Consider the following 25,966-nt stretch of genomic DNA (forward strand, 5'->3'; position numbering starts at 1 on the left):
GGTGTTGAAAGGCTGGGGTATCCATGATGGTAGACCTCAAGGTGATGGCCTACTTCAAGATTAGCCTTTCAACACGTAATTGGGACAGAGCCAAAAAAAAGCCCCCGGCAAAACCGGGGGCTGCGTCATCCAAGCGGGGATCCCGTCAAATAAATTCGTAGGCATCACCAAAGATGCGCTCCGGCTCGGCGCCAAGGATCTTGAACTCCTCCCGCGCGGCACCCGCCATCTCGAAACGGCCGGCGACATAGATGTCGTAGTCGTGGAGACTGACGAAGTCATCCATGATCGCCTTGTGCACCAGCCCGCTCTTGCCAGTCCAGTCAGCGTCAGGCTCCTGCACCACCGGGATAAAGGTGAGCGGCGCATAGTCACGCTCCCACTGCTGCATCTGCTCCAGCTCATAGAGCCAGTGAGCCTGACGCACACCCCAGTAGAAGAACACCGGACGCTTGCTGCCCGTATCGATCAGGTACTCCAGAATGGAGCGGGCGTAAGAGAAGCCGGTGCCGCCCGCCATCAGGATCAGCGGACGGGGGGATTCATCGCGCAGGAACGCCTTGCCAGCCGGCAATTCGACCTCGATCTCCCCCTGCTCACGCATGCGGGCCAGCACCTGACCGGCGTAGGCGTTCTCGGGAGTGGCACCAATTTGCAGCTCCAGCACGCCCGGGCGGGTCGGCGAGTTGGCGATGGAGAAGGGGCGCTTGTCCGAATCGCTCATCACCACCAGCAGATACTGGCCCGGCTTGAAGCTGATCGCTTGCTGCGGCGTCAAGGCCACATGCCAGATGGTGTCGACATATTCGCGCAGTTCCTCTACGCGGCATTTGATACGTTGCATTCTTGTCCTTGTGGCGGGCTCGCTCGGCCCGCTTCGCTCATTGTTTCACTATGGAGTGACGACCAGCAGCCCTGGCCCCGTCAGTCGAGAATACTCAAATCAGTGCGGATCGCATCACTTTTTGCAGTAAAGCTGTCATGTTTGCCTCATCCGAGGATATTGAGCTCATCCCAGATGGCATCAACCTTCTGCTTCACCGCCTCATCCTGAACTATGGGCTGACCCCACTCCCGATTGGTCTCGCCCGGCCACTTGTTGGTGGCATCCAGCCCCATTTTGGAGCCGAGGCCGGAGACCGGCGAGGCGAAGTCCAGATAGTCGATCGGGGTGTGCTCGATCAAGGTGGTGTCCCGTGCCGGGTCCATCCGGGTGGTAATGGCCCAGATCACATCCTTCCAGTCGCGAGCGTTGACGTCATCGTCACACACCACCACGAACTTGGTGTACATGAACTGGCGCAGGAAGGACCAGACCCCCAGCATCACCCGCTTGGCATGGCCCGGGTAACGCTTCTTGATGGTCACCACCGCCATCCGGTAGGAGCACCCCTCCGGCGGCAGATAGAAGTCCACAATCTCGGGGAACTGCTTCTGCAGCAGCGGCACAAACACCTCGTTCAGCGCCAGACCCAGCACCGCCGGTTCATCGGGCGGACGGCCGGTGTAGGTGCTGTGATAGATAGCATCGCGCCGCTTGGTGATGTGGGTGATGGTGAAGACCGGGAACTCGTCCACCTCGTTGTAGTAGCCGGTGTGGTCGCCATAAGGGCCTTCAGGTGCCATCTCACCCGGCTCCAGATACCCTTCCAGCACGATCTCGGCGCTGGCGGGCACCTCCAGATCGCAGCTGATGGCCTTGATCACCTCGGTACGGCTGCCGCGCAGCAGACCAGCAAAGGCATATTCGGAGAGAGTATCCGGCACAGGCGTCACCGCGCCGAGAATGGTCGCGGGATCGGCACCGAGTGCCACCACCACCGGGAATCGCTCACCGGGATGGGCCTCCTGCCACTCGCGAAAATCGATGGCACCGCCACGATGATCCAGCCAGCGCATAATCAGCTTGTTTTTGGCGATCTTCTGCTGGCGATAGATGCCGAGGTTCTGGCGCTTCTTGTAGGGGCCACGGGTGATGGTGAGGCCCCAGGTGACCAGCGGCGCCACATCGCCGGGCCAGCAGTGCTGGATCGGGATCTGGTCGAGATCGACCGCATCGCCCTCCTGTACCACCTGCTGGCAGGGGGCAGAAGAGAGACGTTTGGTCGGCATGTTGAGCACCTGCTTGAAGATCGGCAGCTTCTCCATCAGCTCCTTGAATCCCTTGGGCGGCTCGGGCTCCTTGAGATAGGAGAGCCAGACCCCGACCTGACGCAGGGCGCCCACATCGGGCTGCCCCATGCCCATGGCGACCCGATCCGGGGTACCGAACAGGTTGGTCAGCACCGGCATGGTGTAGCCTTTGGGATTTTCGAACAGCAGAGCCGGGCCACCCGCACGCAGGGTGCGGTCGCTGATCTCGGTCATCTCCAGATAGGGATCTATCTCGCGGGTGATGCGCTTGAGTTGTCCGTTTTGTTCCAGCTGCGCGATGAAATCACGCAAATCCTTGTATTTCATGCAAGTTCCCAACCGGGTTCAGGAGGTCACGCATTATAACCCTGGCTGCCCATCGGGTGTACCCGAATCGGGTAGCAGACTCGGTGCAATGGGTGGCACGTCACGCTGGCCGAGGCGTCTGGCCAGCGCAGAGAGCAGCTGGGGCTCGTCCACCTCCATCAACAGACCGGCCACCAGCGCCCCGTATTGACGGTTGGAGAGCTCCGCCAGCAGGTATTTCTGGGCTTGCGGCGGCAAGGGCGAGAGCGCGCTCAGCTGCCGCAGGGCGGCCCCCTTCAACCCTTCGTTGCCACTGGCGGCAATCAGCAGATCGCTGGCAGCACTGCCGTGATGGAAGCGGTTGATGGTAAAGAGTGCACGCAGCGCATCCTGATCTGCCGGCCGACGCCACAGCATGCCATAGAGCGCCGGTTCCCCGGTGCGCTGCAACAGATGGAACAACAGGTGATTGTCGGGCAGATAGATATTCTGGCTGGCCAGCGCTTGCGCCTCCCGCATCCAGACCGGTTGCGGCAAGGTGTCGAGGGCCAGCAACAGGGCTTGCTGCTGCATGGCGAGATCGGGGTTACTGCTGTAGTAGATGGACTTTAGCTGGAAGCTGCCCTGGGCAAGCTGCTGCCGATAGAGCTGCATCAGTGATTGCAGCTGCCACTCCCCCAGCAACTGACGGGCCTGCGCGGCAAAATCATAGACAGGTTGCTGCACCAGAAAACCGTCGACCTGCTGCTCCATGAGCCACTCGGGGGCCTTGTCGGCCTGAGCCTCGACCCACTGTTGCAACGCAGGGGATGCAGGGGAGGTAGCGGGAATATCCCGCAGCAGCTGCAACAGCAGGAACTCCCGCAGCTCGCGACTCAGGGTCGCCAGCAAAGAGTCGATGGCTGCAAATTGCCCCTCCTTCAGACGGCCCGCCAGATAGCGTTGGTGAGTCTGCAACGTCTCGGCTGTCACCGCGACCGGAGCACTCTGCGCGCAGGCTGGCATTGCACTCAGCAACCCCAGCAATAACCAGAAAACAGGCTTCATGACGTCTCCATCCATGTGACATCGGGATCTCATACTACTAGGGCGACCGGAAAACAGATAAACAAAAACCGCGACCTTGGCCGCGGTTTCGTCATTTTCTGACCTGACTTATTTCTGCTGGCGCCGCATGGCGTCGAAGAACTCGTCGTTGGTCTTGGTCATCGCCAGTTTATCGATGAGGAATTCGATACCGTCGATCTCGCCCATCGGGTGGACAATCTTGCGCAGAATCCACATCTTCTGCAGCTCGTCACCTGAGGTGAGCAGCTCTTCTTTACGAGTACCTGAGCGGGTGATGTCGATGGCCGGATAGACGCGCTTCTCGGCAATCTTGCGCGAGAGGTGCAGTTCCATGTTGCCGGTACCCTTGAACTCTTCGTAGATAACCTCGTCCATTTTGGAACCGGTATCGATCAGTGCGGTGGCGATGATGGTCAGGCTGCCGCCCTCTTCAACATTACGCGCGGCGCCGAAGAAGCGCTTCGGACGGTGCAGGGCGTTGGCGTCCACACCACCGGTCAGTACCTTGCCGGATGACGGGATAACGGTGTTGTAGGCACGGGCCAGACGGGTGATGGAGTCCAGCAGGATCACCACATCTTTCTTGTGCTCGACCAGACGCTTGGCCTTCTCGATCACCATTTCGGCAACCTGAACGTGACGGGAAGCCGGCTCGTCAAAGGTGGAAGCGATCACTTCACCTTTCACCATCCGCTGCATCTCGGTCACTTCTTCCGGACGCTCGTCGATCAGCAGAACGATCAGTTCACAGTCCGGGTGGTTGTAGGCGATGCTCTGGGCGATGTTCTGCAGCAGCATGGTCTTACCGGCCTTGGGCGGCGCCACGATCAGGCCACGCTGGCCTTTACCGATGGGGGAAGCCAGGTCCAGTACACGGGCGGTGATATCTTCGGTAGAGCCATTACCCCGTTCCATACGCAGACGTTCGTTGGCATGCAGGGGGGTAAGGTTTTCAAACAGGATCTTGTTGCGGGAGTTTTCCGGGCGGTCGTAGTTGACCTCATTGACCTTGAGCAGTGCGAAGTAGCGTTCGCCCTCTTTCGGTGGCCGGATCTTGCCGGAGATGGTATCGCCGGTACGCAGGTTGAAGCGGCGGATCTGGCTCGGGGAGACGTAGATATCGTCAGGGCCTGCCAGATAGGAGCCGTCTGCACTGCGCAGGAAGCCGAAACCATCGGTCAGGATTTCCAGCACACCGTCGCCAAAGATATCTTCACCACCCTTGGCGTGCGCCTTTAGGATTGCAAAAATAATATCTTTCTTGTGCGCCCGAGCCAGATTTTCCAACCCCATGGATTCGCCAAGCTTGACCAGCTCGGACACAGGAGTGTTCTTTAATTCAGTCAGATTCATAGTGGTGAAAGTCTGTAAGCAAGGATTGAAATGAGGAGACAGTCTGCTGGATTGATGCTGATCGGATTTGATTGCCAGGCTGTGGTTAGCAAAGAGTCAGGCAAAAAGGTTAGCAAACGAGCGATAAACTAGCACCAATCGGGATGAGCGTCTAGGTGATAAAACACAAGGAGCGCATTATTGCAATGCGCTCCTCTTTAATTATTACAGGTTGCCGTCCAGGAACTCTTTCAGCTGAGTCTTGGACAGTGCACCGACCTTGGTCGCTGCCACTTCGCCATTCTTGAACAGCAAGAGGGTCGGGATACCACGAATGCCGTACTTGGGCGGAGTATCAGAGTTATGGTCGATGTTCAGTTTGGCTACGGTCACGCGACCTTCGTACTCTTGGGCAACTTCTTCCAGGATCGGGGCAATCATCTTGCACGGACCACACCACTCGGCCCAGAAGTCGACCAGAACGGCGCCATCGGCTTTGATTACATCTGCCTCGAAGCTGGCATCGCTCAGCTGAACAATCTTGTCACTCATCTCCAACTCCAGTCAGTAATTAAGGCTTTATTGACATATCAACAAAGGCAATAGTTGCCCTATTTGAAATGATCCTGTTTATTATTGCAAGCCTAACCTGATAACCTACCGCCATGAGCAAAACACACTTAACGACCGACAAATTCGCCCAAATGGGCCTCGAACCCGAAGTTCTGGCTGGTCTGGAATCAAAGGGATTTCACTATTGCACGCCCATCCAGGCACTGTCTCTGCCACTGCTGGTAGAAGGTCATGACCTCGCCGGTCAGGCCCAGACAGGAACCGGCAAGACCATTGCCTTCCTGGCCGCGACATTCAACTATTTGCTGACTCACCCGCTGACCAAGCCCCGTCTGGTTAACCAACCCAGAGCCATCATCATGGCACCCACCCGGGAGCTGGCAGTACAGATCTATAACGATGCCGACAGCATCGCCGCCTCTACCGGCCTGAAACTCGGCCTCGCCTACGGCGGCGAAGGTTACGACAAGCAGCTGGCCGTGCTGGAGCAGGGTGTCGACATCCTGATCGGCACCACTGGCCGCATCATCGACTACTTCAAGTCCAAGGTGATCGATCTGAGCAACATTCAGGTCGTGGTACTGGACGAAGCGGATCGCATGTTCGATCTGGGCTTCATCAAGGACATCCGCTTCCTGTTCCGCCGCATGCCGCCCGCGACCGAGCGTCTGAGCATGCTGTTTTCCGCAACCCTCTCCCTGCGCGTGCAGGAGCTGGCCTACGAACATATGAACCACCCGGAACATGTGCAGGTAGAGCCGGAGCAGATGACCGGCGTGCGGATCAAGGAGGAGCTGTTCTACCCCTCCAATGAAGACAAGATGTTGCTGCTGCTCTCCCTGATGGAAGAGGAGTGGCCGGAAAAAGCGATCGTCTTCGCCAACACCAAGCATGTCTGTGAAGACGTTCACGCCTGGCTGGAAAACGACGGCCACCGCGTCGGTCTGCTGACCGGTGACGTGCCGCAGAAGAAGCGGATGAAGATCCTCGAGGATTTCACCAAGGGTGCGCTCGATATTCTGGTCGCCACCGACGTGGCCGCCCGTGGTCTGCACATCCCTGACGTGACCCACGTCTTCAACTATGACCTGCCCGACGACGCCGAAGACTATGTACACCGCATCGGTCGTACCGGTCGTGCCGGCAAGAGCGGTCACTCCATTAGCCTGGCCTGTGAAGACTATGCCTTCAACCTGCCGGCCATCGAGGAGTACATCCACCACGCCATTCCGGTCAGCAAATATGATCGCGAAGCACTGCTGGATGACGTGACCCCGCCGAAACGGGTGTTCCGCAACCGTCAGCCGGTGAACCGCAACATGCGGGATCGTCAGGGCGGTGGCAACAGCAACAACCGTCGTCGTCCGCCGCGCAAGAGCTAAGGACAGGCCCGTTGCACAACTCGCCTCTCTATGCCGCTATCGACCTCGGCTCCAACAGCTTTCATATGCTGGTGGTGCGCGAGGTCGCCGGTGCCCTGCGCACCGTCGCCAAGGTCAAGCGCAAGGTTCGCCTCGCAGCAGGGCTTGATCCGGAATTTCGTCTCAGCCGTGCCGCCATGGAGCGGGGCTGGGACTGTTTGCGCCTCTTCTCCGAACAATTGCAGGACATTCCGGCCGACAATATCCGGGTGGTGGGCACCGCAACCTTACGACTTGCCACCAACGTCGACGAGTTCCTCAGCGAAGCGGAACGGGTACTCAACCACAGCATCGAGATCATCTCGGGCGAGGAAGAGGCCAAGACCATCTATGAAGGGGTCTCCTGGACCTCTGCCGGGGAAGGCAACCGGCTGGTGATCGACATCGGCGGTGCCAGTACCGAACTGGTGATCGGCGAACATAGCGAAGCAAAACTGCTCAACAGCCTGCACATGGGCTGCGTCACCTGGCTCAACAATCACTTTGGTGATGGCGAGCTCTCCGAAGCCCGTTTCGAGCAGGCGATTGCTGCCGCCAAGGCGGTGCTGGAGAAGGTGGCGGAAGATTACCGCGCCCTCGGCTGGCGCACCTGTGTCGGCGCCTCCGGCACGGTGCAGGCGCTGCAAGAGATCATGCTGGCGCAAGGGAAGAGCGAACGGGTCACCCTGCCGAAACTGCAGGAGCTGATGGGTCAGGCCATCGCCTGCGGCAAGCTCGACCGGCTGCAACTGGAAGGGCTGGCGGCCGAACGGCTGACCGTGTTCCCCTCCGGCCTCGCCATCCTGATCGCCATCTTCGAAACCCTCGATATCGAGAGCATGACCCTCGCGGGTGGCGCCCTGCGTGAAGGACTGATCTACGGTCTGCTTGGCAACAATCACGACTGTGATGCCCGGGATCGCACCGCCGACAGCCTGATCAGCCGCTATCAGCTGGATAAAGAGCACGCCGAACGGGTGCGCGATACCGCCGTCGAGGCGTTCAACCAGCTGCAACCGGCCTGGCGACTCTCCAAACGCTACGGTCGCCCGATCTTGCGTTATGCCGCCCTGCTGCACGAGATCGGCCTCTGTATCGAGTACAAGAAGGCGCCGCAACACGCCGCCTACATCATCGACAACATCGACATGCCGGGCTTTACCCCTGCGCAAAAGAAGCTGTTGTCGGCCCTGCTGTTCAACCAGCGGGACGAATTCAAGCTGGAACCGCTGGAAAAGCAGGGTGCTGTCACCGGTCGTCAGGCGATCCGGCTGGCCCGTATCCTGCGCATCGCCCTGATCCTCTGCATGCGCCGCACCCAGGGCACTGTGCCCAGCTTCATCCTGCAGGCAGAAGAGGAGTCACTGACACTGACACTGCCCAAGGGCTGGATGGATGAACACTACCTGCGCGCCAGCGAGCTGCGGCTCGAGGTGGAACGCCAGCAGAAGATGGGCTGGCCGACCCGCGTACAGGAAGCCTGACTCAGCAACCTGCCTGTTTTGGAGCCGATCATGCCGGATTATCAACCCATCAGCTGCGATCTCTACGACTGGCTCGAAATTGCTGCCAGCTGGCAACTGCCGGTAACCCTCACCAGCCACGATGGTCGCCAGCGGGATGACAAGATCCGCACTATCGAAGCCAGCGAAGGGGTCGAGTATCTGCTGCTGCACAGTGGCGAGCGGCTCAGTCTGGCGGAACTGGCGACCCTGCGCCTGAACTGGCAAGGGGAAGAGAAGCTGATCAACTTCGCGCCAACCAACTGAATCCAGTATGAAAAAGGAGGGCCAACATGACGTTGGCCCTCCTTTTTTGCATCCGCAACTCGCACCGACCGTTAACTCGCCGCCAGCGCCGCCATCACATAGACATCGAAGCGGTTGCTCTTGGTTTCGATGGCCATGCTGGGTTTATGCTCGTTGAGCCAGCCGGCGTAATCCGGCCGCTTCACCACCACCCGCTTATCAGCCATCTTGAGCGCGGCAGGCAACAAGGCATCCGCATCGAGATCCGGCCCCACCAGCGACTGGAACACCCGCATCTCCTTTTTCACCAACGCTGACTTCTGCTTGTGGGGGAACATGGGGTCGAGGTAGATCACCTCGGGCCGCTCCGGCAGCGCCAGCAGATTGTCCACCGCCGGGCCTGGCAGCAGGTGCATCCGCTCACTGACCCAGGGGCCAATCTCGGGATCCTGTGCCGCCCGCGCCAGCCCGTCCTGCAACAGAGCAGCCACCACGGGGCTGCGTTCGATCAGGGTCACCTTGCAACCGAGGGAGGCGAGCACGAAGGCGTCGCGCCCCAGCCCGGCGGTGGCATCCACCACGGTCGGAGTGGCTCCGGCCTTGAGCCCCACCGCCTTGGCGATGGACTGACCGCGACCACCACCAAACTTGCGACGATGTGCCACCGCCCCTTCCACGAAGTCCACATAGACGGCACCCAGCTTGGGCTCATCCAGCTTGCGCAGCTCCAGTCTCTCTTCAGTCAGTACCAGCGCAAACGGAGCCGGAAACTCCACGTCGGCAAGGCGTAAACGCAGGGTGTCGAGCTCGCCATCACGGGCGGGGACTTCACTGAAAACCTGAATATGGGGCATAGGAGACAGACTCATGGCACGTACAGAAGCGGCCATGATAACAGAAGCGGTGGATCAGCTCACGACGGTGAGGTTCATCCCCTGACGGTTAAGGGCGAGGTAATCGATGAGATCGTCATAGGCCAGCGGGCGGCTGAGCAGATAACCCTGGGTGAAGGCGCACCCTTTCTGGCAGAGGAAGTTGAGCTGCTCGCGGGTCTCTACCCCCTCGATCACCACCTGCATGCCGAGGTTGTGCACTATGTTGATGATGCCATCGAGCAGCATCCTATCCTGCTCGTTGAAGGGGATATGGCGCACGAAGGAGCGGTCGATCTTGACCAGATCTACCGGGAAGGTGCGCAGATAGTTGAGGGCCGAGTAGCCGGTACCAAAATCGTCGATGGCCAGCTTGCAGCCCGCCTCGCGCAGGGCATCGATCCGCACCCTGTGCTGATCGCTGCTCTCCATCAGCAGAGATTCGGTGATTTCGATGACGATGTCGGCAGGATCGAGTCCGAAGTGCTGGATCACCTTGAGCCACTCGCTCGCCTCGGGGTCAATGGTCTGGAACTCCATGGTGGAGCGGTTGATCGACATCTGCAGATCCGGAAAACCGGACTGCTGCAACCGCGCCAGATCCCGGCACGACTGCCACAATACCAGCGTCCCCAGCCCCTGAATCAGACCTGCCTCTTCCGCCAGCGGAATAAACTCGGCAGGGGATACCTGCCCCCAGTGGGGGTGATACCAGCGCACCAGCGCCTCCAGCTTGGCGACCCGTCCGCTGCGGTTGTCCCAGATGGGCTGGTAGGCCATGGTCAGCTGCTCCAGCTTGATCGCTTCGGCCAAATCCTGCTGCATCTGGTGGCGCTGGCGCACCTCTTCCCGCATGGATGAGCAGTAGGCACCGAGCAACCTTCCCTGCCGCTTGGCCGCAAACAGCGCCTGTTCGGCGTTGCGCAGCAGCTCGTCGCTCTCGCTGCCATCGACCGGGCAGAGGGTCATGCCGATGGTCGCGGTCACATAGAGATGCTGGTTGGCCAGCATAAAGGGACGGGCAAAGCTGCCGATCACCTGCTTGGCAAACACCTCGGCCTGACGGCGGGTGACGATGCCGGGCACCAGAAACGCGAACTCGTCGCCACCGATACGGGCCACCAAATCTTCGGTGCGCACCCGGCTCACCAGTCGATCCGACACCTCCCGCAACAGGGCATCGCCAGCATGGTGATCCATGCTGTTATTTACCGCCTTGAAGTTGTTGAGGTCGAGCACCATGAGCGCGAAGCGCTCGCCCCGCTCGCAGAAGCGGGTGAGGCAGCGGCCAAACAACCAACGGTTGGGCAGGCTGGTGAGGTTGTCGTAGTTGGCCTGGGTCGCGATCTTCTGCTCGGCCACCTTGGTCTGGGAAAGATCGCTGAAAATGGCGATATATTGCTGGATTTTGCCAGCTTCGCGCAGGGTGCTGATCATCAGCTGCTGCGGATAGAGTTTGCCGTTCTTGCGCTTGTTCCACACCTCGCCACGCCACACCCCCACCCGCTCCAGCGCGTGGTACATGTCGGCATAGAAGGTCTGATCGTGCAGCCCGGACTTGAGCATGCTGGGACGCTGGCCCCGCACCTCGTCGCTGCTGTAGCCGGTGATCTGCTCGAAGGCCGGGTTGACCGAGATGATGCGGCTGTCGGCATCGCACACCAGAATCGCCTCGGAGAGGTTGTCGTAGACCCGGTGAGAGAGCTTGAGCTGCTCCGCATGGCGCTTGAGGGGATCGATATTCTCCAGCAGCACCATCAGGTAGTCCGGCTGCTGCTGCTCGTCGCGGATCAGGGTGACAGTCACCCGCCCCCACAGGATCTCGCCCCCCTTGCAGAAGTAGCGCTTCTCCTGGGTGAAACTGCTGCGCTCGCCGCGCCGGATCTCTTCGTAGCACTCAAGGCTGCGCTGCCAATCCTCCGGGTGATTGATGTCGGAGATAGAGCGATGAAGCAGCTCATCGAGGGGATAACCCAGCATCTTCTCGATAGCCGGATTGGCCCAGAGAATGCGGCCGGTGAGATCGAGCTTGCCGATCCCCACCGGGGCCTGAAACAGCATGCTCTGCAGCACATGAGGGGTATCAGGCAAGAGTTGCGGCAGCTGGCGTTGCAGCATCAGCGCCAGTTCGCGACCGGCCAGCGGCCCCAGCAACCGGAGCAGCCCCATCACCTTGGTCATATTGGCCTGCGGCTGACGATAGAGCAGGCAGCAGATGCCTATGGTCTCGCCATCCGCATCCTTGAGGGCGATCCCGGCGTAGGCCTGGGCTTGCCACGCATCGGCAAGCGGCATCGCGGGGAACAGCTGCAACAGACGATCGCTGAACCAGGCTTCCCCCTCCTGCCAGGTAATGGCATCGGGAGAATCAGTGATTGGCAGCGTCAGGGTATCGGGGTCAAGAGAGGAGGGATGGGCAGCCTGAACCGTAAGATGGGAAGCATTTGATTCCCTGCTGGCGATCAGGACGACATCAGCCATCACAGCAGCGGCGATTTCACTCACAAAGGTATCGAAATATCCCTGGCCGCTCGAATGAGCCAGACTTGAGATGATTTGATAGACGGAATCGAGTGCTCGCCTCATGGCAAGTGGCTTTCTCTCCTTGAAGGTTAGAACACGACTCTACTGAAGAGCCGTGGGCAGTGCAAATATGCAATCAGCAAGATATTAAAAAGCCTTGAAAAAAGGGACCAAAAGGTCCCTTTTTGTCGCAGAAATCACGACTCGATCCCACTATGCCGCAAAACAGTGTACCTGCTTGAAGCTCACACAGGCGGCGGGTCAGGAATCTCAGGCAGCGATCCCGCTGTGTCGCAGCAGTGCATCCACCTTGGGCTCACGGCCACGGAAGGCTCGGAACAGCTCCATCGGCTCCTTCGAGCCACCCTTCTCCAGAATATTCTTCAGGAAAGATTGGCCGGTGGCCGGGTTGAAGATCCCCTCCTCCTCGAAGCGGGAGAAGGCATCGGCAGAGAGCACCTCGGCCCACTTGTAGCTGTAGTAGCCCGCCGCATAGCCGCCCGCGAAGATGTGGGAGAAGCTGTGCTGGAAGCGGTTGAACGCCGGTGGCGTCATCACGGCTACCTGACTGCGCACCTCATCCAGCAGCGCCGGAAGCTGCGCCGGATTGGCCGGATCAAACTCCTGATGGAGACGGAAGTCGAACAGGGCGAACTCCAGCTGACGCAGCATCTGCATCGCCGCCTGGAAGTTGCGGGCGGTCAGCATCTTCTCCAGCAGATCGGCAGGCAGCGGCTCGCCAGTCTCGTAATGGCCGGAGATAAAGGCCAGCGCCTCGGACTCCCAGCACCAGTTTTCGAGGAACTGGCTCGGCAGCTCCACCGCATCCCAGGCCACGCCGTTGATACCGGCGACACCGGCAACGTCGATGCGGGTCAGCATGTGGTGGATGCCGTGGCCAAACTCATGGAACAGGGTGACCACTTCGTTGTGGGTGAACAGCGCTGGCTTGCCATCCACCGGGCCGTTGAAGTTGCAAGTCAGGTAGGCCACCGGCTTTTGCAGCGAGCCATCCTGACGGTAGCGACGACCCAGACAGACATCCATCCAGGCCCCGCCTTGCTTGTGCTCGCGGGCGTAGAGGTCGAGGTAGAAGCTGCCGCGCAGCTCATCGTCGGCATCGAAGATGTCGTAGAAACGCACATCAGGGTGCCAGGTGTCGATGCCGAGGCGCTCGCGCACCTTCATGCCGAACACCCGCTTCACCACTTCGAACAACCCCTTCACCACCTTGCTGGCGGGGAAGTAGGGGCGCAGCTGCTCATCGGAGATGGAGAACTTGTGCTGCTTGAGCTTCTCGGCGTAGTAGGCGAGATCCCAGGCTGCCAGCTCGCTCTGACCATGCTGCTCGGCGGCGAAGGCTCGGATCTCCTCCAGCTCGGCCTTGCCTTGTGGCAGGGATTTGGCCGCCAGATCGGTGAGGAAGCTCACCACCTGTTCGGTCTTGTCCGCCATCTTGGTGGCCAGGGAGAGCTCAGCATAGTTGGCAAAGCCAAGCAGCTGGGCCAGTTCGCGGCGCAGGGTGAGCAGCTCGCTCATGATGGCGGAGTTGTCCCACTTGCCCGCATTGGGGCCCTGATCGGAGGCGCGGGTGGTGAAGGCCTCATACATCTCGGCGCGCAGCTCGCGGTTGTCGGCATACATCATCACCGGCAGATAAGAAGGGATATCCAGAGTGAACAACCACCCCTCTTTGCCTTTAAGTTCAGCCATCTGGCGGGCCGCAGCACGCACGCTGTCGGGCAGACCGGCCAGCTCGGCTTCATCGGCCACCAGCTTGTGCCAGCCCTGGGTCGCATCCAGCACGTTGTTGCTGAAACGGGATGCCAGCTCGGAGAGGCGGGCCTGAATTTCGCCGTAGCGCTGCTGCGCCTCGGCAGGCAGACCGATACCGGAGAGGCGGAAGTCACGCAGGGTATTCTGGATCTCCTTACGCTGTGCACCACTCAGCAGCGGGAAATCATCGCTCTGGGAGAGGGCCAGATAGGCCTGATAGAGCCCTTCATGCTGACCAACATAGGTCTGGAATTCGGAGAGCAGCGGCAGGCAGGCGTCATGGGCCTCGCGCAGCGCTTCGCTATTGAGTACGGAGTTGAGGTGGCTGACCGGTGACCAGATCCGTGACAGGCGGTCATTTACCTCTTCCAGCGGGGCAATCAGGCTATCCCAGGTATGGGGATCACGCTGGGCCAGCACATCGCTGATCTTCTGCTTGCAGTCAGCAATCGCCTGAATCACGGCAGGCTGAACCTGCTCCGGCTTGATCTGGCTGAAAGGGGGCAGCGAATCCATTGTCAGCAAAGGGTTATTCATCCCGGTTACCTCTTGTTTGGTCTTGAACAGACCGCTTTAGCAGCTCTGTATGGCTTTCTAACATGTGGCCAAGCCACGCAATAATCAAGCGGGAATCCGCCGCAACCCTGTACTTTTCCAGCCATTGCGACCCGGATCTCTGCCGTTGCTGCAGTTTTGCTATCAACAGCCAGTAACAGAATGAATCTGTGGGCCTTTTTTGGCTCTTACCGCTACTTTCAAGGGGCAAAAAGTCGCCATTTACCGGCGCCACAGCTGCCAGCCAAGTACCGTCATGCTCAATCATGGAAACTGACAAAATGTGGTAGCTGTAACAAATTATCAATATTTTTCAGTCAATTAGAATCAAAACCAGCTATTGATTAATTTATTTTCAAGCATCTATCATAGGCCACCTGCCATGCAGGTCACTTGATTCTCTGTGCTGCACAGAAATCGGGTGAAAAAGGCAAAGTGACCCGAAAGGGCGCGACGCAAAGCCACCGGTCTAAGGGAAAACACCTATGACAGCGGGGCTGCCCCCGGGGACGTCCGGTCACAACCGACGCCCCATTTGCACCATACGGAGAGACGATGAACAAACTCAAATTATCCCTGCTTGGCTGCCTGCTCGGCATGGGCGCCCCCATGGCATATGCCGCCAGTGCCGGTCAGGCGATGGTCAACCCCCAGTCCGGCGTAGTGGTCGGCTACTGGCACAACTGGTGTGACGGCTCGGGCTACAAGGGCGGTATCGCCCCCTGCGTCAAGCTCGATCAGGTCAACCCGCAATACAACGTGGTCGATGTCTCCTTCATGAAGGTCTATGGCAGCGATCCCATCCCCACTTTCAAACTCGACCCGGCCATCGGCATGAGCGAAAGCCAGTTTATCGAGCAGATCGCCGAGCTGAACCGTCAGGGCCGTGCCGTGCTGCTGGCGCTGGGCGGAGCCGATGCACACATCGAGCTGCGCAAGGGTCAGGAGCAGGCCTTTGCCGACGAGATCATCCGTCTGGTGGAGACCTATGGCTTCGACGGGCTGGATATCGATCTGGAACAGGCCGCCATCACCGCCGCTGACAACCAGACCGTGATCCCGGCGGCTCTGCGTCTGGTCAAGGATCACTACCGCGCCCAGGGGAAAAACTTCCTCATCACCATGGCGCCAGAGTTCCCCTATCTGACCCAGACTGGCGCCTACATCCCCTATATCCGCAATCTGGAAGGGTACTACGACTGGATCAACCCCCAGTTCTACAACCAGGGTGGCGACGGTATCTACATCGATGGCATCGGCTGGATTGCCCAGAACAACGATGCCCTGAAAGAAGAGTTCATCTACTACATGGCGGATTCGCTGAGCAACGGTACCCGCGGCTTCTACAAGATCCCCCATGACAAGCTGGTGTTCGGCATTCCGACCAACATCGACGCCGCCGCCACCGGCTATGTGCAGGATCCGCAGAAGCTCTACAACGCCTTCAACCGCCTGAAGAGCGAGGGACAACCGCTGCGTGGCGTGATGACCTGGTCCATCAACTGGGACATGGGCCGCAACGCCGCCGGTCAGTCCTACAACGAATCCTTCATCAAAAACTACGGCCCCTTCATACACGATCAGGAGATCACGCCCCCGGTCGACAACGGCAAGCCGGTGTTTAGCGGCCTGAGCGATACCCGCATCAAGCAGGGTACCGCCTTTGATCCGCTGGCAGGTGTCAGCGCCAACGACAAGGAAGATGGCGACCTGACTGGCCAGATCCAGGTGGAAGGCTCGGTAGACAGCCAGCGCATCGGCCTCTACCCCCTCACCTACAAGGTGAGCGATCGCGACAACAACGTCACCGAGCAGGTACGTACCATCGAGGTCTACAGCATGAAGCCGGTGTTCAGCGGTGTCACCGACACCACGCTGGAACTGGGTACCGCTTTCGATCCGATGACAGGCGTCAGCGCCCATGATGAAGAAGATGGCGACCTGACCGCCCAAATCAAGGTCAGCGGCAACGTCGACAGCAGCAAGGTCGGCCGCTACACCCTCACCTATCAGGTGAGCGACAGCGCCGGTCAGCAGGTAACCCAGCAGCGCAACGTGACCGTCAGGGAGCAGGGCGCCGTCTGTGAAAACAGCTGGGATGCCAAGAAGGTCTACGTGGGCGGCGACATCGTCAGCCACAACGGCAAGAGCTGGCTGGCAGGCTGGTGGACCCAGAACGAAGAGCCGGGCACCACGGGTGACTGGGGCGTCTGGCGCGTACAGGGCGACAGCGACTGCGGCGGCACAACGCCACCCGCCGAAGGCAGCAGCGACTTCACCGTCAGCGCCATGGGCTCCGACTACACCATAGTCAACGGTCAGGTCAGCATCCGTTTCAACGTGACCACCGCCAACCCGGTGCAGATCACCGCAACTCTTGAGCAGAGCGGCCGCAGCCACGGCACCACCAGCAGCCAGGTGAACGGCACCAGCACCCTGGTGCTGCAGGGCAGCAATGTCGCCGATGGCAGCTACGACGTGGTCATCACCGGTCTGGCAGATGGCCAGCAGCCGGTGGTACAGCGCTTCCCGGTTGCGCTGACCGAAGAGAGCAACGGCGGTAGCGAAGGTGACTACCCGGCCTACGCCCCCAACACCGGCTATCAGGCCGGTGATCGGGTCAGCAATGCCGGTGGCAACTACGAGTGCAAACCCTGGCCCTACAGCGGCTGGTGTGGCGGCTCGACCAGCCACTATGCACCGGGTACCGGCTCTGCCTGGAGCGATGCCTGGATCAAACTCTGACCTTGCCCCAACCACTAACGGAGGCCGACAGGCCCCCGCCCATATCCTGCCCGTCGGCCACGCTGCCGATGGGCAGGATGCACTGACCCGGACGGGTTAGCCCCTCTCTTTTACATGCTTGCCAAGCACCCAAAAACGTCCAACAACAACCAAGATAAGGAAATCACCATGCCAAGAACCACCAAGCTTGCCACCCTGCTCGGACTGCTGCTGTCGGCCCATGTCGTGGCCGATGAGCGCGAACAAGCCTATTTCAAACAAACCTATCAGGAGCACTACGAGCAGATGACGGCGCGTCTCGCCGCGCTGCATCAGAGTGCGGCTGACGAGCAGAACGTGATCATCAAGGATGGCAAGCGCCACCTTGCCATCAACGGCCTGCTCTACCCGCTGACAGCGGATAACCACATCCTGTTCGATCTGCCCAAACCCCACTTTTTCGACGAAACAGCCATTCGTAACGTCTTTGATTTCTTCGATGAGGAGTGGGAGCTGACCTGGTACGACGGTGGGGTCGTAGCGGTCAACAAGCGCTTTGGCAACTATGACTACGGCAACGGCTGTCTGCTGGAGTACTTCCCCCACGGCCAGATCCAGAATGGCGAACGCACCCGGGTGGTGATGGAGACCAGCTCCTGCAGCGTCAACTCGTTTGCCACCTCGCTGCAATATCTGGACAAAGGCGAGGAGCTGACGGCCGACCAGCTGGGGCTGGACGCCAGCCTGATCACGGCGGTCGAGCGCTATCAGGATCGGCTCTATGTCAGCCAGAACGGCAATCCGGGCCATGTGGCCATTATCGATATCCCGAGCCGCCAGCAGATTGGCGAGATCCACGGCACCGCAACCGGCAGTGCCACGGCCTACAACCAGGTCAGCGAACTGTTTGTCCGCAACAACCTGCTCTACGTGGTCTCGCGCTACTCGCACCGGGTCGATATCTTCGATCTGGCCGACGAGCATCGCTATGTCACTACCCTGGGAACCGGTCGGGATTCCGGCAGCAACAGCCTGCACCGCGCCCAGGCCATCTTTGCCAATCAGGATTACGTGCTGGTGGCCGATGCGCTGAGCGAGATCAAGGTCTACCGCCAGCAGGATGTGACGCCGGAGAACAGCCTCAAGACCCCCATCGCCGGTCGGCTCGCCTTTGAAGGAAAATACAGCCACCGTCTGGTGCAACTCCATCAGGTGGGTGACTATCTCCTGGCCCACACCGCAGGCAAAAACTACTACATCTATGACCTGCGCAAACTGGCTGATGCCATCGCCAGCAACACCCCGCTGGCGCCTGAGCAGGTGATCGCAGACAGCAATCTGCAAAAAATCGACATGAATGGCGATCGACTGGTGGTGAACTTCAAGGACCGCATCGAATGGCATGATGCCGATACCCTGATCGCCAACGACTTTCAGTTCAAGAACCCGACCTTTACTGTCCGGGAGATCAACCAGCAGCCCGTGGCGGCGCTGAAAGATCTCCAGCTGGCGGGCTCGGCGCTTGTCACCGCCAACGAACGCGGCCTGGGTTTCAACCAGCTGCTGAGCAAGGAGATCAGCTTCACGGCCGACGAGCAGTTGCCGGCTCGCCCGCTGACCTTCGATCAGCTGATGCCGGCCGCAATCAGCTACATACTGCGCAATGACGAACCCTACGAGGTGCTGATCGATCGCGCCCAGCGTTCGGTCAACATCAATTCTCTGGTCAAGACCGAGCTGCTTGATAACGACACGGTGCGCATCACTAACTATGCCGCCAGAGAGCTGCATGACATCAATATCGAGTCACGCCTGAACGGTATCAACAAGTGGCTGATCCTGGGCCAGCTCGATCGCCTGCCCGCCTATGCCCAAATCACCCTGCCATTGAGCGCCTTTGGCGAGCAGGGACGCTTCAACAGCGCCAGCCGCGATGGCGTGTTTGATCTCAACAACCTGCTCGACAACAGCATCAATCTGCCTGCCCAGTTCGAGCAAAGGTTCAGCTCCAACTCGGATCAGTTTGCCCAGAAGCTGGCACGCCTCAAGCCAAGCTGGAACGTGCGCTTCGCCACCAACACCAGCGGCTCCTGGCGCCCCATCAATGCCCTCTACGCCCGCGAATGGCTGATCATCGCCACCAACCTGGCCTACATGGTCTCGACCGAGGAGTTCAAACACGTCTGGTACAACTTCAAGGCGGTGAACGGCTACGAGATGTTCGGCAATGGCGGCAACAGCTATGTGCCGAACGGGATCTTTACGGCAGCCGATTATGACTACTACTACCACAGCCTGATGAAGCGCCCCTACCTCAACCTGGGGATCACCGCCATGGGGGGCGGGCTGGGGAGTGGTGGCATCACCGGGGTCGATACCTTTAACTTTGTCAGCCACTACTACGGCAGCTGGGGCATCATTGCCCACGAATTTGGCCACGGCTTCGATGGGAAGTCCTACAGCCATGAGAGCGCGTTTGCCCGTGGCAGCCACGGCTGGCATCCCCTGATGACGGGCATAGCCAACTACCATATCCGCAAGGGCGACCTGCCCTATCTGGACGATGATCTCAACGGCTTCCACAAGCCGGAAAACGACATCTATCGCTACAACTCGGTCAGCCAGGGGGCTCGCAAGCACCGCGCTGACAGCCACATGTACTATACCGACCACTACTTCATGCAATTCTCCACCATGCCGCAAGGCTGGGTAGCCAACGGCAGCGACTTCAGTGTTGGGCAGCTGGCGGCCCTGAACAATCAGGAGCGACTGCTGATGGGCTGGATCCCCAAGGAGTCGGAGAAAGGCAATCTCTGCCGGTTCACCTTCCAGGATGGCGAGCAGTACTACGGCTACGTCGAACAGCGGGCTGATGGTCTGCTCTGTGATGCCGGATCCCTGATCCGTTATCGTCAGCCCGATGGCCAGTTTGTGCCGCTGGTCTCGGCCATCAACCAGTTTGACTGGCTGTCACTCCACCACAAGGGCAAGCTGGATCAGCCAGTGCTGCATCAGAATGGTCGCCAGCTCTGCTACAAGAATGTGGCGGGCTTTTACGGTATCGGCTTCGTCAATGACAACAACCAGTGCACCCAGTTGCCCAACGTCTATCAGACCAATGGCAAGCACTGGCTGACCAGCTCCGGCTGGACCGGTCTGACCTACCTGAGCGGAGACTTCATTCTGCCCACTACCGGCAGCAGCAGTGACTTCACCGTCACCGATCTGGCGGCCGAATATCTCATCGTCAACGGCACGCTCGACTTCAGCCTGACGCTGACCACCGCCAACCCGGTGACCGTCACCGCGACCCTGTTGCAGGATGGCAATCCGGTCGCCACCGGCAGCGCCCTGATCGATGGTCAGGGTTCCCTGCAGCTGACGCAGTCTGGCCTTGCGGCCGGCAGTTACGAGCTGTTGCTGGCGGGCATGGCTGAGGGGAGCAAGCAGGGCTTCGAGCGCCGCTTCACCCTGGCATTGGTGGAACAGACTCCGGGTGGTGACAGTGACGGTGGTAACGGCAGCTACCCGGCCTATGTTGCGGGCACCGCTTATCAAAGTGGCGAACGGGTCAGCAATAACGGTGGCAACTACGAGTGCAAACCCTGGCCCTACAGCGGCTGGTGCGGTGGTGTGGCCAGCCACTATGCGCCGGGTACCGGCAGCCACTGGAGTGATGCCTGGATCAAGCTGTAATCAGCCGCTCGTGACCAAAAGAGAGCCATAACGACAGAGGGGGAGCCATCGGCTCCCCCTCTCGTTTATCTCTTCAACCCGGCTTAGCGGGCATCTTCCTTCAGCCACTGCGCTACGCGCTTGGCGAAGTAGGTGAGGATGCCATCGGCCCCGGCCCGCTTGAAGCAAAGCAGAGACTCCATGATGGTCTCCTTCTCTTTCAGCCAGCCGTTCTGGATCGCCGCCATGTGCATGGCGTACTCGCCGCTCACCTGATAGGCAAAGGTCGGCACGCCGAACTGATCCTTCACCTGACGAACCACGTCCAGATAGGGCATGCCCGGCTTGACCATCACGCTGTCGGCCCCTTCCTGAATATCCAGCGCCACTTCGTGCAGGGCTTCGTTGCTGTTGGCCGGGTCCATCTGATAGGTAGCCTTGTTGCTCTTGCCAAGGTTGCCGGCAGAGCCGACCGCATCGCGGAACGGGCCGTAGTAGCAGGAGGCGTACTTGGCGGAGTAGGCCATGATCTGGGTGTTGATGAAGCCGTTCTCTTCCAGCGCGGCGCGGATGGCACCGATGCGGCCATCCATCATGTCGGACGGCGCGACGATATCGACCCCGGCTTCGGCGTGGGAGAGTGCCTGCTTGATCAGGATCTCGGTGGTGATGTCGTTCAGCACATAGCCTTCGTCATCGATGATGCCATCCTGACCGTGGGTGGTGAACGGATCGAGCGCCACGTCGGTGATGACCCCGAGCTCCGGGAAGCGGGCCTTGAGGGCACGCACGGTGCGCTGAGCCAGCCCGTTCGGGTTGTAGGCCTCTTCCGCCATCAGGCTCTTGCTCTCCAGTGGAGTGACCGGGAACAGGGCAATAGCAGGTACGCCCAGCTCCACCAGCTCGGCAGCCTCTTCCAGCAGCAGATCGATGGAGAGACGCTCCACCCCCGGCATGGAGGGAACGGCTTCCCGACGGTTCTCCCCCTCCAGCACGAACACCGGATAGATGAGATCGTTGACGGTCAGTACGTTCTCGCGCACCAGACGACGGCTGAAATCATGTTTGCGCAGACGGCGCAGGCGGCGGCCCGGAAAGGCGCCCGGAAGAGTTGTAGCCATGAATCACTCCTGGAGAGGAAGTTGGAAGAACGCGGCGGAGGTGGCCCGGGTATGGGCCAGTAAGGCCTCGGGCGCTTCACCACGACAGGCCGCCACCACCTGGGCGATGTGCGGCAAAAAAGCGGGTTCGTTGCGTTTCGGGCGCGGTTTCAGATCCCGCGGCACCAGATAGGGGGCGTCGGTCTCGATCATCAGCCGACCGGCCGGAATTCGGGCCACCTGCTCGCGCAGCAGCTGACCGCGGCGCTCGTCGCAGAGCCAGCCGGTCACCCCGATATGTAGCCCCAGCGCCAAACACTCGTCCAGCTCCTCGTCGGAGCCGGTGAAGCAGTGCAGCACGGCTCCCGGTAGTTTTGGCAACCAGGGACGGAGGATCTCGATAAAACGGGCGTGCGCATCGCGGCAGTGGAGAAACACCGGCATCCCGAGCTCGGCGGCCAGTGCCAGCTGGGCGGCGAATACCGCGTCCTGCACCGGGCGGGGGGAGAAGTCGCGGTTGTAGTCGAGACCGCACTCGCCGATGGCCACCACCTGCGGCAAGGCCGCCAGCTCGCGCAGGGCGGGCAGGGTCGCCTCATCGACACTCTTGGCATCGTGGGGATGGACCCCGGCGGTGGAGAAGCAGTAGCCCGGCCAGCGGGCGGCCAACCCAGCGCTCTCGCGGCTGCCGTCCAGATCGGTACCGGTCAGGATCAGCGCTTCCACTCCGGCGGCACGAGCGCGGGCCACCAGCTCAGCCTGCTCGCCGGCAAACTGGCTGCTGGTCAGGTTTAAACCGATATCGATCATGGGATGAGGAGTTCCAGACAAAAGGAATACATATCAGGTATTTGAAAACCATCTACCGAATGGGGCCTTACCATACGCCTCGAACGGGAGCATGAAAAGAGGAAGGGAGCCTCAGCTCCCCTCGTTCTGCTATTCCTGCGGACGTCGTCATCCTCTCGCCGTCCGGCAAACAGGTGACGAACAGAGCCTCAGCTCTCCACATCCGGTTGTTCCTGTTGCTCTTCATCCTCTTTCTTCACGTAGAAGCGGGCGAAGAACAGACCTATCTCCCACAGCGCCCACATCGGGATGGCGAGCAGGGTCTGGGAGAAGACATCAGGCGGCGTCAGCAGCATGCCGACCACAAACACCCCGACGATGACGTAGGGACGTTTCTCCTTCAGGTTTTGCGGTGTGGTCACGCCGGTCCAGCAGAGCAGTATGGTGGCCACCGGAATTTCGAACGCCACCCCGAACGCGAAGAACAGGGTCAGTACAAAGTCCAGATAGCTGGCGATATCGGTAGCCACCGTCACCCCTGCGGGTGCTGTGCTGGTGAAGAAACCGAACACCAGCGGGAACACCACGTAGTAGGCGAACGCCATCCCCGCATAGAACAGCAGGGCACTGGAGACCACCAGCGGCATGATCAGGCGCCGTTCGTGCTGGTACAGACCGGGGGCGATAAAAGCCCAGGCCTGATAGAGCAGATAGGGGATCGCCACGAAGAAGGAGACCACCAGCGTCAGCTTGATCGGCGTCAGGAAGGGGGTCGCCACATCCGTCGCTATCATGCTGGTCCCTTCCGGCAGCTGGCTGAGCAGCGGCTGGGCCACGAAGTCGTAGATGTTGTTGGAGAAGTAGATCAGCGCCAGAAACACCACGAGGATGGCGGTAATGGAGCGCAGCAAGCGGGTTCTCAGCTCAACCAGATGGCTGATCAGGGGTTGTTCGGCCTGACTCATGACTTCACCTCCCCTTTTACTGCGGAGTCGCTGACCGGCACCAGCTCGCTCTCCCGCTGGCTGTTGACCGGCGGCACGTCGTGGCTCAGCTGCACCGCAGGCTCAACCGGCGTGGCAGGCTCAGCCTGGGCGACCGGCTCGGGGCGTGGCGGACGGATCTCGTTCTCCACCTGATAGGGGCGATTGACCGACTGGGCCGCCGCCTTGAGCTGTTCGATGGACTCCTGCAGCTCGGGGCTCAGGTTGCTCATCTGCAACTGTTCGGCCTTCTTGAGGTCGTTATGCAGCTCTTGCAACTTGAGCTCCTGCTCCAGCTCGGACTTGACCGAGTTCGCGGTCGAACGAATGAGGCGGATCCAGTGGGTAGCCGTGCGGATGGCAACCGGCAGCCGCTCGGGCCCCAGTACCACCAGTGCTACCACACCGATAACGACCAGCTCCCAAAAACCGATATCGAACATGGCTTAGGCCTGGTCTTTGTCTTTCTGCTTGGCGGTCTCACTGCTCTGAGTGGCCGCTTCGTTCAGCTGTTTCGGGGGAAACTCGGCATCTTTCTGCTCGGCCTTGGCATCAGCCGGCTCGTCGGAGAGGGCTTTCTTGAACCCTTTGACCGCCGCGCCCAGATCACCGCCAATGCCGCGCAGTTTCTTAGTACCGAACAGCAGCACGACGATGACTGCAATGATCAACAATTGCCAAATACTGATACCACCCATGATTTTCTCTCCAGAACAGGCGCCTGACGGCGCGGTTGTTGATTAATGGGAACGGGTTCGCAACCAGCCGACCAGCCAGCAGAGGGCTGCACCGGCGAGACTGGCTTGTCCCCACTCAATGTGTTGTTTTTGGGTCAGCAAGAATACACCCGCCAATAGCAGGCTGGCTCCAACCCCTAAGAGGTAGCGGGCCTGCCCCTGCCGGCGGCTGTGACGGCGGAACTCGGCAAACATCTGGTCGAAATGACGCTGCTGATGACGGGTCTGACGCAGAGTCTCATAGACCAGCTCCGGCAGCTCCGGCAGCTTCTCCGCCCAGAATGGCGCCTTCTCCTTGATGGCGTTCAATACCGACTTGGGCCCGACCTGTTCGTGCATCCAGTTCTCGAGGAACGGCTTGGCGGTCTGCCACAAATCGAGCTGCGGGTAGAGCTGACGCCCCAACCCTTCCACATAGAGCAGGGTCTTTTGCAGCAGCACCAGCTGCGGCTGCACCGTCATATGGAAGCGACGCGCGGTGTTGAACAGGTTTAGCAGCACGTGACCGAACGAAATTTCGGAGAGCGGCTTCTCGAAGATGGGCTCCAGCACGGTGCGGATGGCAAACTCGAACTCGTCCACCTTGGTGTCTGCCGGTACCCAGCCCGACTCCACGTGCAGCTCCGCCACCCGACGATAGTCTCGGTTGAAGAAGGCGAGGAAGTTCTCCGCCAGATAGCGTTTGTCTTCCCGATTGAGGGTACCGACGATGCCGCAGTCGATGCCGATCCAGAGCGGGTTTTCCGGATGTTCGTAAGAGACGAAGATATTGCCCGGGTGCATATCGGCGTGGAAGAAGCTGTCGCGGAACACCTGAGTGAAGAAGACCTCCACCCCGCGCTCGGCCAGCAGCTTCATATTGGTGCCGTTGGCTTCCAGCGCCGGTATATCGGAGACCGGAATACCGTAGATGCGCTCCATCACCAGCACCTGCTCACGGCAGAGGTCGGTGATGATTTCAGGCACATAGAGCGCTTCGGAGCCGGTGAAGTTGCGGCGCAGCTGGATGGCGTTGGCCGCTTCGCGCATCAGATTCAGCTCGTCGAGGATGGTCTTGCGATACTCCTCCACCACCTCGATGGGGCGCAGTCGTGCACTCTGGGGCACGAAGCGCGCCACCAGACGGGCCAGCGCCTGCATCAACCGCAGGTCGGCCTCGATGACCGGTTCGATGTCGGGACGGATCACCTTGATGACGATCTCGCGGCCACTCTCCTTCAAGCGGGCGGTATGCACCTGCGCGATGGAAGCCGACGCCAGCGGCGTCTCGTCGAAGTCGTCAAACAGGGTCTCGATGGAACAACCCAGGCTCAGCTCGATCTGCTGGCGCGCCGCCTGACCACAGAAGGGGGGCACCCTGTCTTGCAGCAGGGCCAGCTCTTCGGCGATATCCGGCGGCAGCAGGTCGCGGCGGGTCGAGAGCATCTGGCCAAACTTGATGAAGATGGGGCCAAGGGCCTCGAAGGCGAGGCGGATGCGGGCACCGCGGCTGAGATCCGGTTGTTTGTTCTTGAGCCAGAACAGGGAGCGACGGGCCAGACGACCCGGCCAGGGTTGATAGCGGGCGGGCACCAGTTCGTCGATGCCCTGCTCCAGCAGGATGGTGATGATGCGATAGAGGCGTTTGAACTCCTTCGGGGTCATCAGGTCACCTGCTGTTCAAAGCGGGCCA

19 protein-coding genes and 1 riboswitch are annotated in these 25,966 nt (G+C 60.1%); of the genes, 5 read left to right on the top strand and 14 right to left on the bottom strand.

Annotated features, from left to right (window positions below; all coding sequences use genetic code 11):
- Window positions 1–145: 145 nt before the first annotated feature.
- The 5 genes from fre to trxA form a co-directional block, all read right to left on the bottom strand.
- Entirely contained in the window at window positions 146–844 is a 699-nt protein-coding gene (gene fre, locus AB5Y92_RS06760) for an NAD(P)H-flavin reductase (protein WP_042054686.1), read from the bottom strand.
- 146 nt (window positions 845–990) lie between these two features.
- Complete coding sequence (gene ubiD, locus AB5Y92_RS06765; protein ID WP_005339421.1) at window positions 991–2,460, bottom strand: 4-hydroxy-3-polyprenylbenzoate decarboxylase; 1,470 nt, start codon at window positions 2,458–2,460, stop codon at window positions 991–993.
- Between the two features lie 33 nt (window positions 2,461–2,493).
- Window positions 2,494–3,486: a hypothetical protein gene (locus AB5Y92_RS06770; protein WP_368226105.1), complete on the bottom strand. Its 993-nt coding sequence runs from the start codon at window positions 3,484–3,486 to the stop codon at window positions 2,494–2,496.
- Between the two features lie 108 nt (window positions 3,487–3,594).
- A complete protein-coding gene (gene rho, locus AB5Y92_RS06775; protein ID WP_005339417.1) occupies window positions 3,595–4,860 on the bottom strand; it encodes a transcription termination factor Rho in 1,266 nt (421 codons plus the stop codon).
- A 204-nt stretch (window positions 4,861–5,064) separates the two neighbouring features.
- Window positions 5,065–5,391 (bottom strand): thioredoxin TrxA, encoded by a 327-nt coding sequence (gene trxA / locus AB5Y92_RS06780; RefSeq protein WP_005339416.1) that lies wholly within the window; start codon window positions 5,389–5,391, stop codon window positions 5,065–5,067.
- Between the two features lie 113 nt (window positions 5,392–5,504).
- Between trxA and rhlB the strand changes: the two genes are divergently transcribed.
- The 3 genes from rhlB to AB5Y92_RS06795 are packed head-to-tail and all read left to right on the top strand — an operon-like array spanning window position 5,505 to window position 8,581.
- Window positions 5,505–6,794 carry an ATP-dependent RNA helicase RhlB gene (gene rhlB / locus AB5Y92_RS06785; RefSeq protein ID WP_005339414.1) on the top strand — a complete coding sequence of 430 codons (1,290 nt, stop codon included), beginning with the start codon at window positions 5,505–5,507 and terminating at the stop codon, window positions 6,792–6,794.
- 11 nt (window positions 6,795–6,805) lie between these two features.
- The gene (gene gppA / locus AB5Y92_RS06790) at window positions 6,806–8,296 is read left to right on the top strand and encodes a guanosine-5'-triphosphate,3'-diphosphate diphosphatase (RefSeq protein WP_236317747.1); all 1,491 of its coding nucleotides are present in this window, start codon (window positions 6,806–6,808) and stop codon (window positions 8,294–8,296) included.
- A 30-nt stretch (window positions 8,297–8,326) separates the two neighbouring features.
- Window positions 8,327–8,581: a Rho-binding antiterminator gene (locus AB5Y92_RS06795; protein ID WP_236317749.1), complete on the top strand. Its 255-nt coding sequence runs from the start codon at window positions 8,327–8,329 to the stop codon at window positions 8,579–8,581.
- Between the two features lie 71 nt (window positions 8,582–8,652).
- Here the strand turns inward: AB5Y92_RS06795 and AB5Y92_RS06800 are convergent, their stop codons facing one another.
- The 3 genes from AB5Y92_RS06800 to prlC form a co-directional block, all read right to left on the bottom strand.
- On the bottom strand, window positions 8,653–9,405 hold the full coding sequence (locus tag AB5Y92_RS06800; RefSeq protein WP_368226117.1) for a class I SAM-dependent methyltransferase: 753 nt from the start codon (window positions 9,403–9,405) through the stop codon (window positions 8,653–8,655).
- 63 nt (window positions 9,406–9,468) lie between these two features.
- On the bottom strand, window positions 9,469–12,018 hold the full coding sequence (locus AB5Y92_RS06805) for a bifunctional diguanylate cyclase/phosphodiesterase (protein WP_236382608.1): 2,550 nt from the start codon (window positions 12,016–12,018) through the stop codon (window positions 9,469–9,471).
- A 207-nt stretch (window positions 12,019–12,225) separates the two neighbouring features.
- The gene (gene prlC, locus AB5Y92_RS06810; protein ID WP_042054692.1) at window positions 12,226–14,268 is read right to left on the bottom strand and encodes an oligopeptidase A; all 2,043 of its coding nucleotides are present in this window, start codon (window positions 14,266–14,268) and stop codon (window positions 12,226–12,228) included.
- Between the two features lie 437 nt (window positions 14,269–14,705).
- A riboswitch (cyclic di-GMP riboswitch) is annotated at window positions 14,706–14,791 on the top strand.
- Window positions 14,792–14,841: 50 nt separating this feature from the next.
- Here prlC and AB5Y92_RS06815 point away from each other — a divergent pair.
- Both AB5Y92_RS06815 and AB5Y92_RS06820 read left to right on the top strand, forming a co-directional pair.
- Window positions 14,842–17,031: an immunoglobulin-like domain-containing protein gene (locus AB5Y92_RS06815; protein WP_368226108.1), complete on the top strand. Its 2,190-nt coding sequence runs from the start codon at window positions 14,842–14,844 to the stop codon at window positions 17,029–17,031.
- A 168-nt stretch (window positions 17,032–17,199) separates the two neighbouring features.
- Window positions 17,200–20,706 carry a hypothetical protein gene (locus tag AB5Y92_RS06820; protein WP_368226110.1) on the top strand — a complete coding sequence of 1,169 codons (3,507 nt, stop codon included), beginning with the start codon at window positions 17,200–17,202 and terminating at the stop codon, window positions 20,704–20,706.
- A gap of 83 nt (window positions 20,707–20,789) precedes the next feature.
- Here AB5Y92_RS06820 and hemB read toward each other — a convergent pair whose 3' ends face one another.
- The 6 genes from hemB to ubiB form a co-directional block, all read right to left on the bottom strand.
- Window positions 20,790–21,806: a porphobilinogen synthase gene (gene hemB, locus AB5Y92_RS06825; RefSeq protein WP_005357271.1), complete on the bottom strand. Its 1,017-nt coding sequence runs from the start codon at window positions 21,804–21,806 to the stop codon at window positions 20,790–20,792.
- A gap of 3 nt (window positions 21,807–21,809) precedes the next feature.
- Window positions 21,810–22,595: a TatD family hydrolase gene (locus tag AB5Y92_RS06830; protein WP_182926611.1), complete on the bottom strand. Its 786-nt coding sequence runs from the start codon at window positions 22,593–22,595 to the stop codon at window positions 21,810–21,812.
- Window positions 22,596–22,783: 188 nt separating this feature from the next.
- Window positions 22,784–23,539 (bottom strand): twin-arginine translocase subunit TatC, encoded by a 756-nt coding sequence (gene tatC / locus AB5Y92_RS06835; RefSeq protein WP_040098487.1) that lies wholly within the window; start codon window positions 23,537–23,539, stop codon window positions 22,784–22,786.
- Complete coding sequence (tatB, locus tag AB5Y92_RS06840; protein WP_110304509.1) at window positions 23,536–24,000, bottom strand: Sec-independent protein translocase protein TatB; 465 nt, start codon at window positions 23,998–24,000, stop codon at window positions 23,536–23,538. The genes tatC and tatB overlap by 4 nt, the downstream gene beginning before the upstream one ends.
- A 3-nt stretch (window positions 24,001–24,003) precedes the next feature.
- Entirely contained in the window at window positions 24,004–24,255 is a 252-nt protein-coding gene (tatA, locus tag AB5Y92_RS06845; protein ID WP_005339385.1) for a Sec-independent protein translocase subunit TatA, read from the bottom strand.
- A 42-nt stretch (window positions 24,256–24,297) separates the two neighbouring features.
- A complete protein-coding gene (gene ubiB / locus AB5Y92_RS06850) occupies window positions 24,298–25,938 on the bottom strand; it encodes a ubiquinone biosynthesis regulatory protein kinase UbiB (RefSeq protein WP_368226114.1) in 1,641 nt (546 codons plus the stop codon).
- Between the last annotated feature and the right edge of the window lie 28 nt (window positions 25,939–25,966).

The organism is Aeromonas sp. R1-1 (genome assembly GCF_040908495.1).
In the GTDB taxonomy this organism is placed as follows: Bacteria; Pseudomonadota; Gammaproteobacteria; order Enterobacterales; family Aeromonadaceae; genus Aeromonas; species Aeromonas veronii.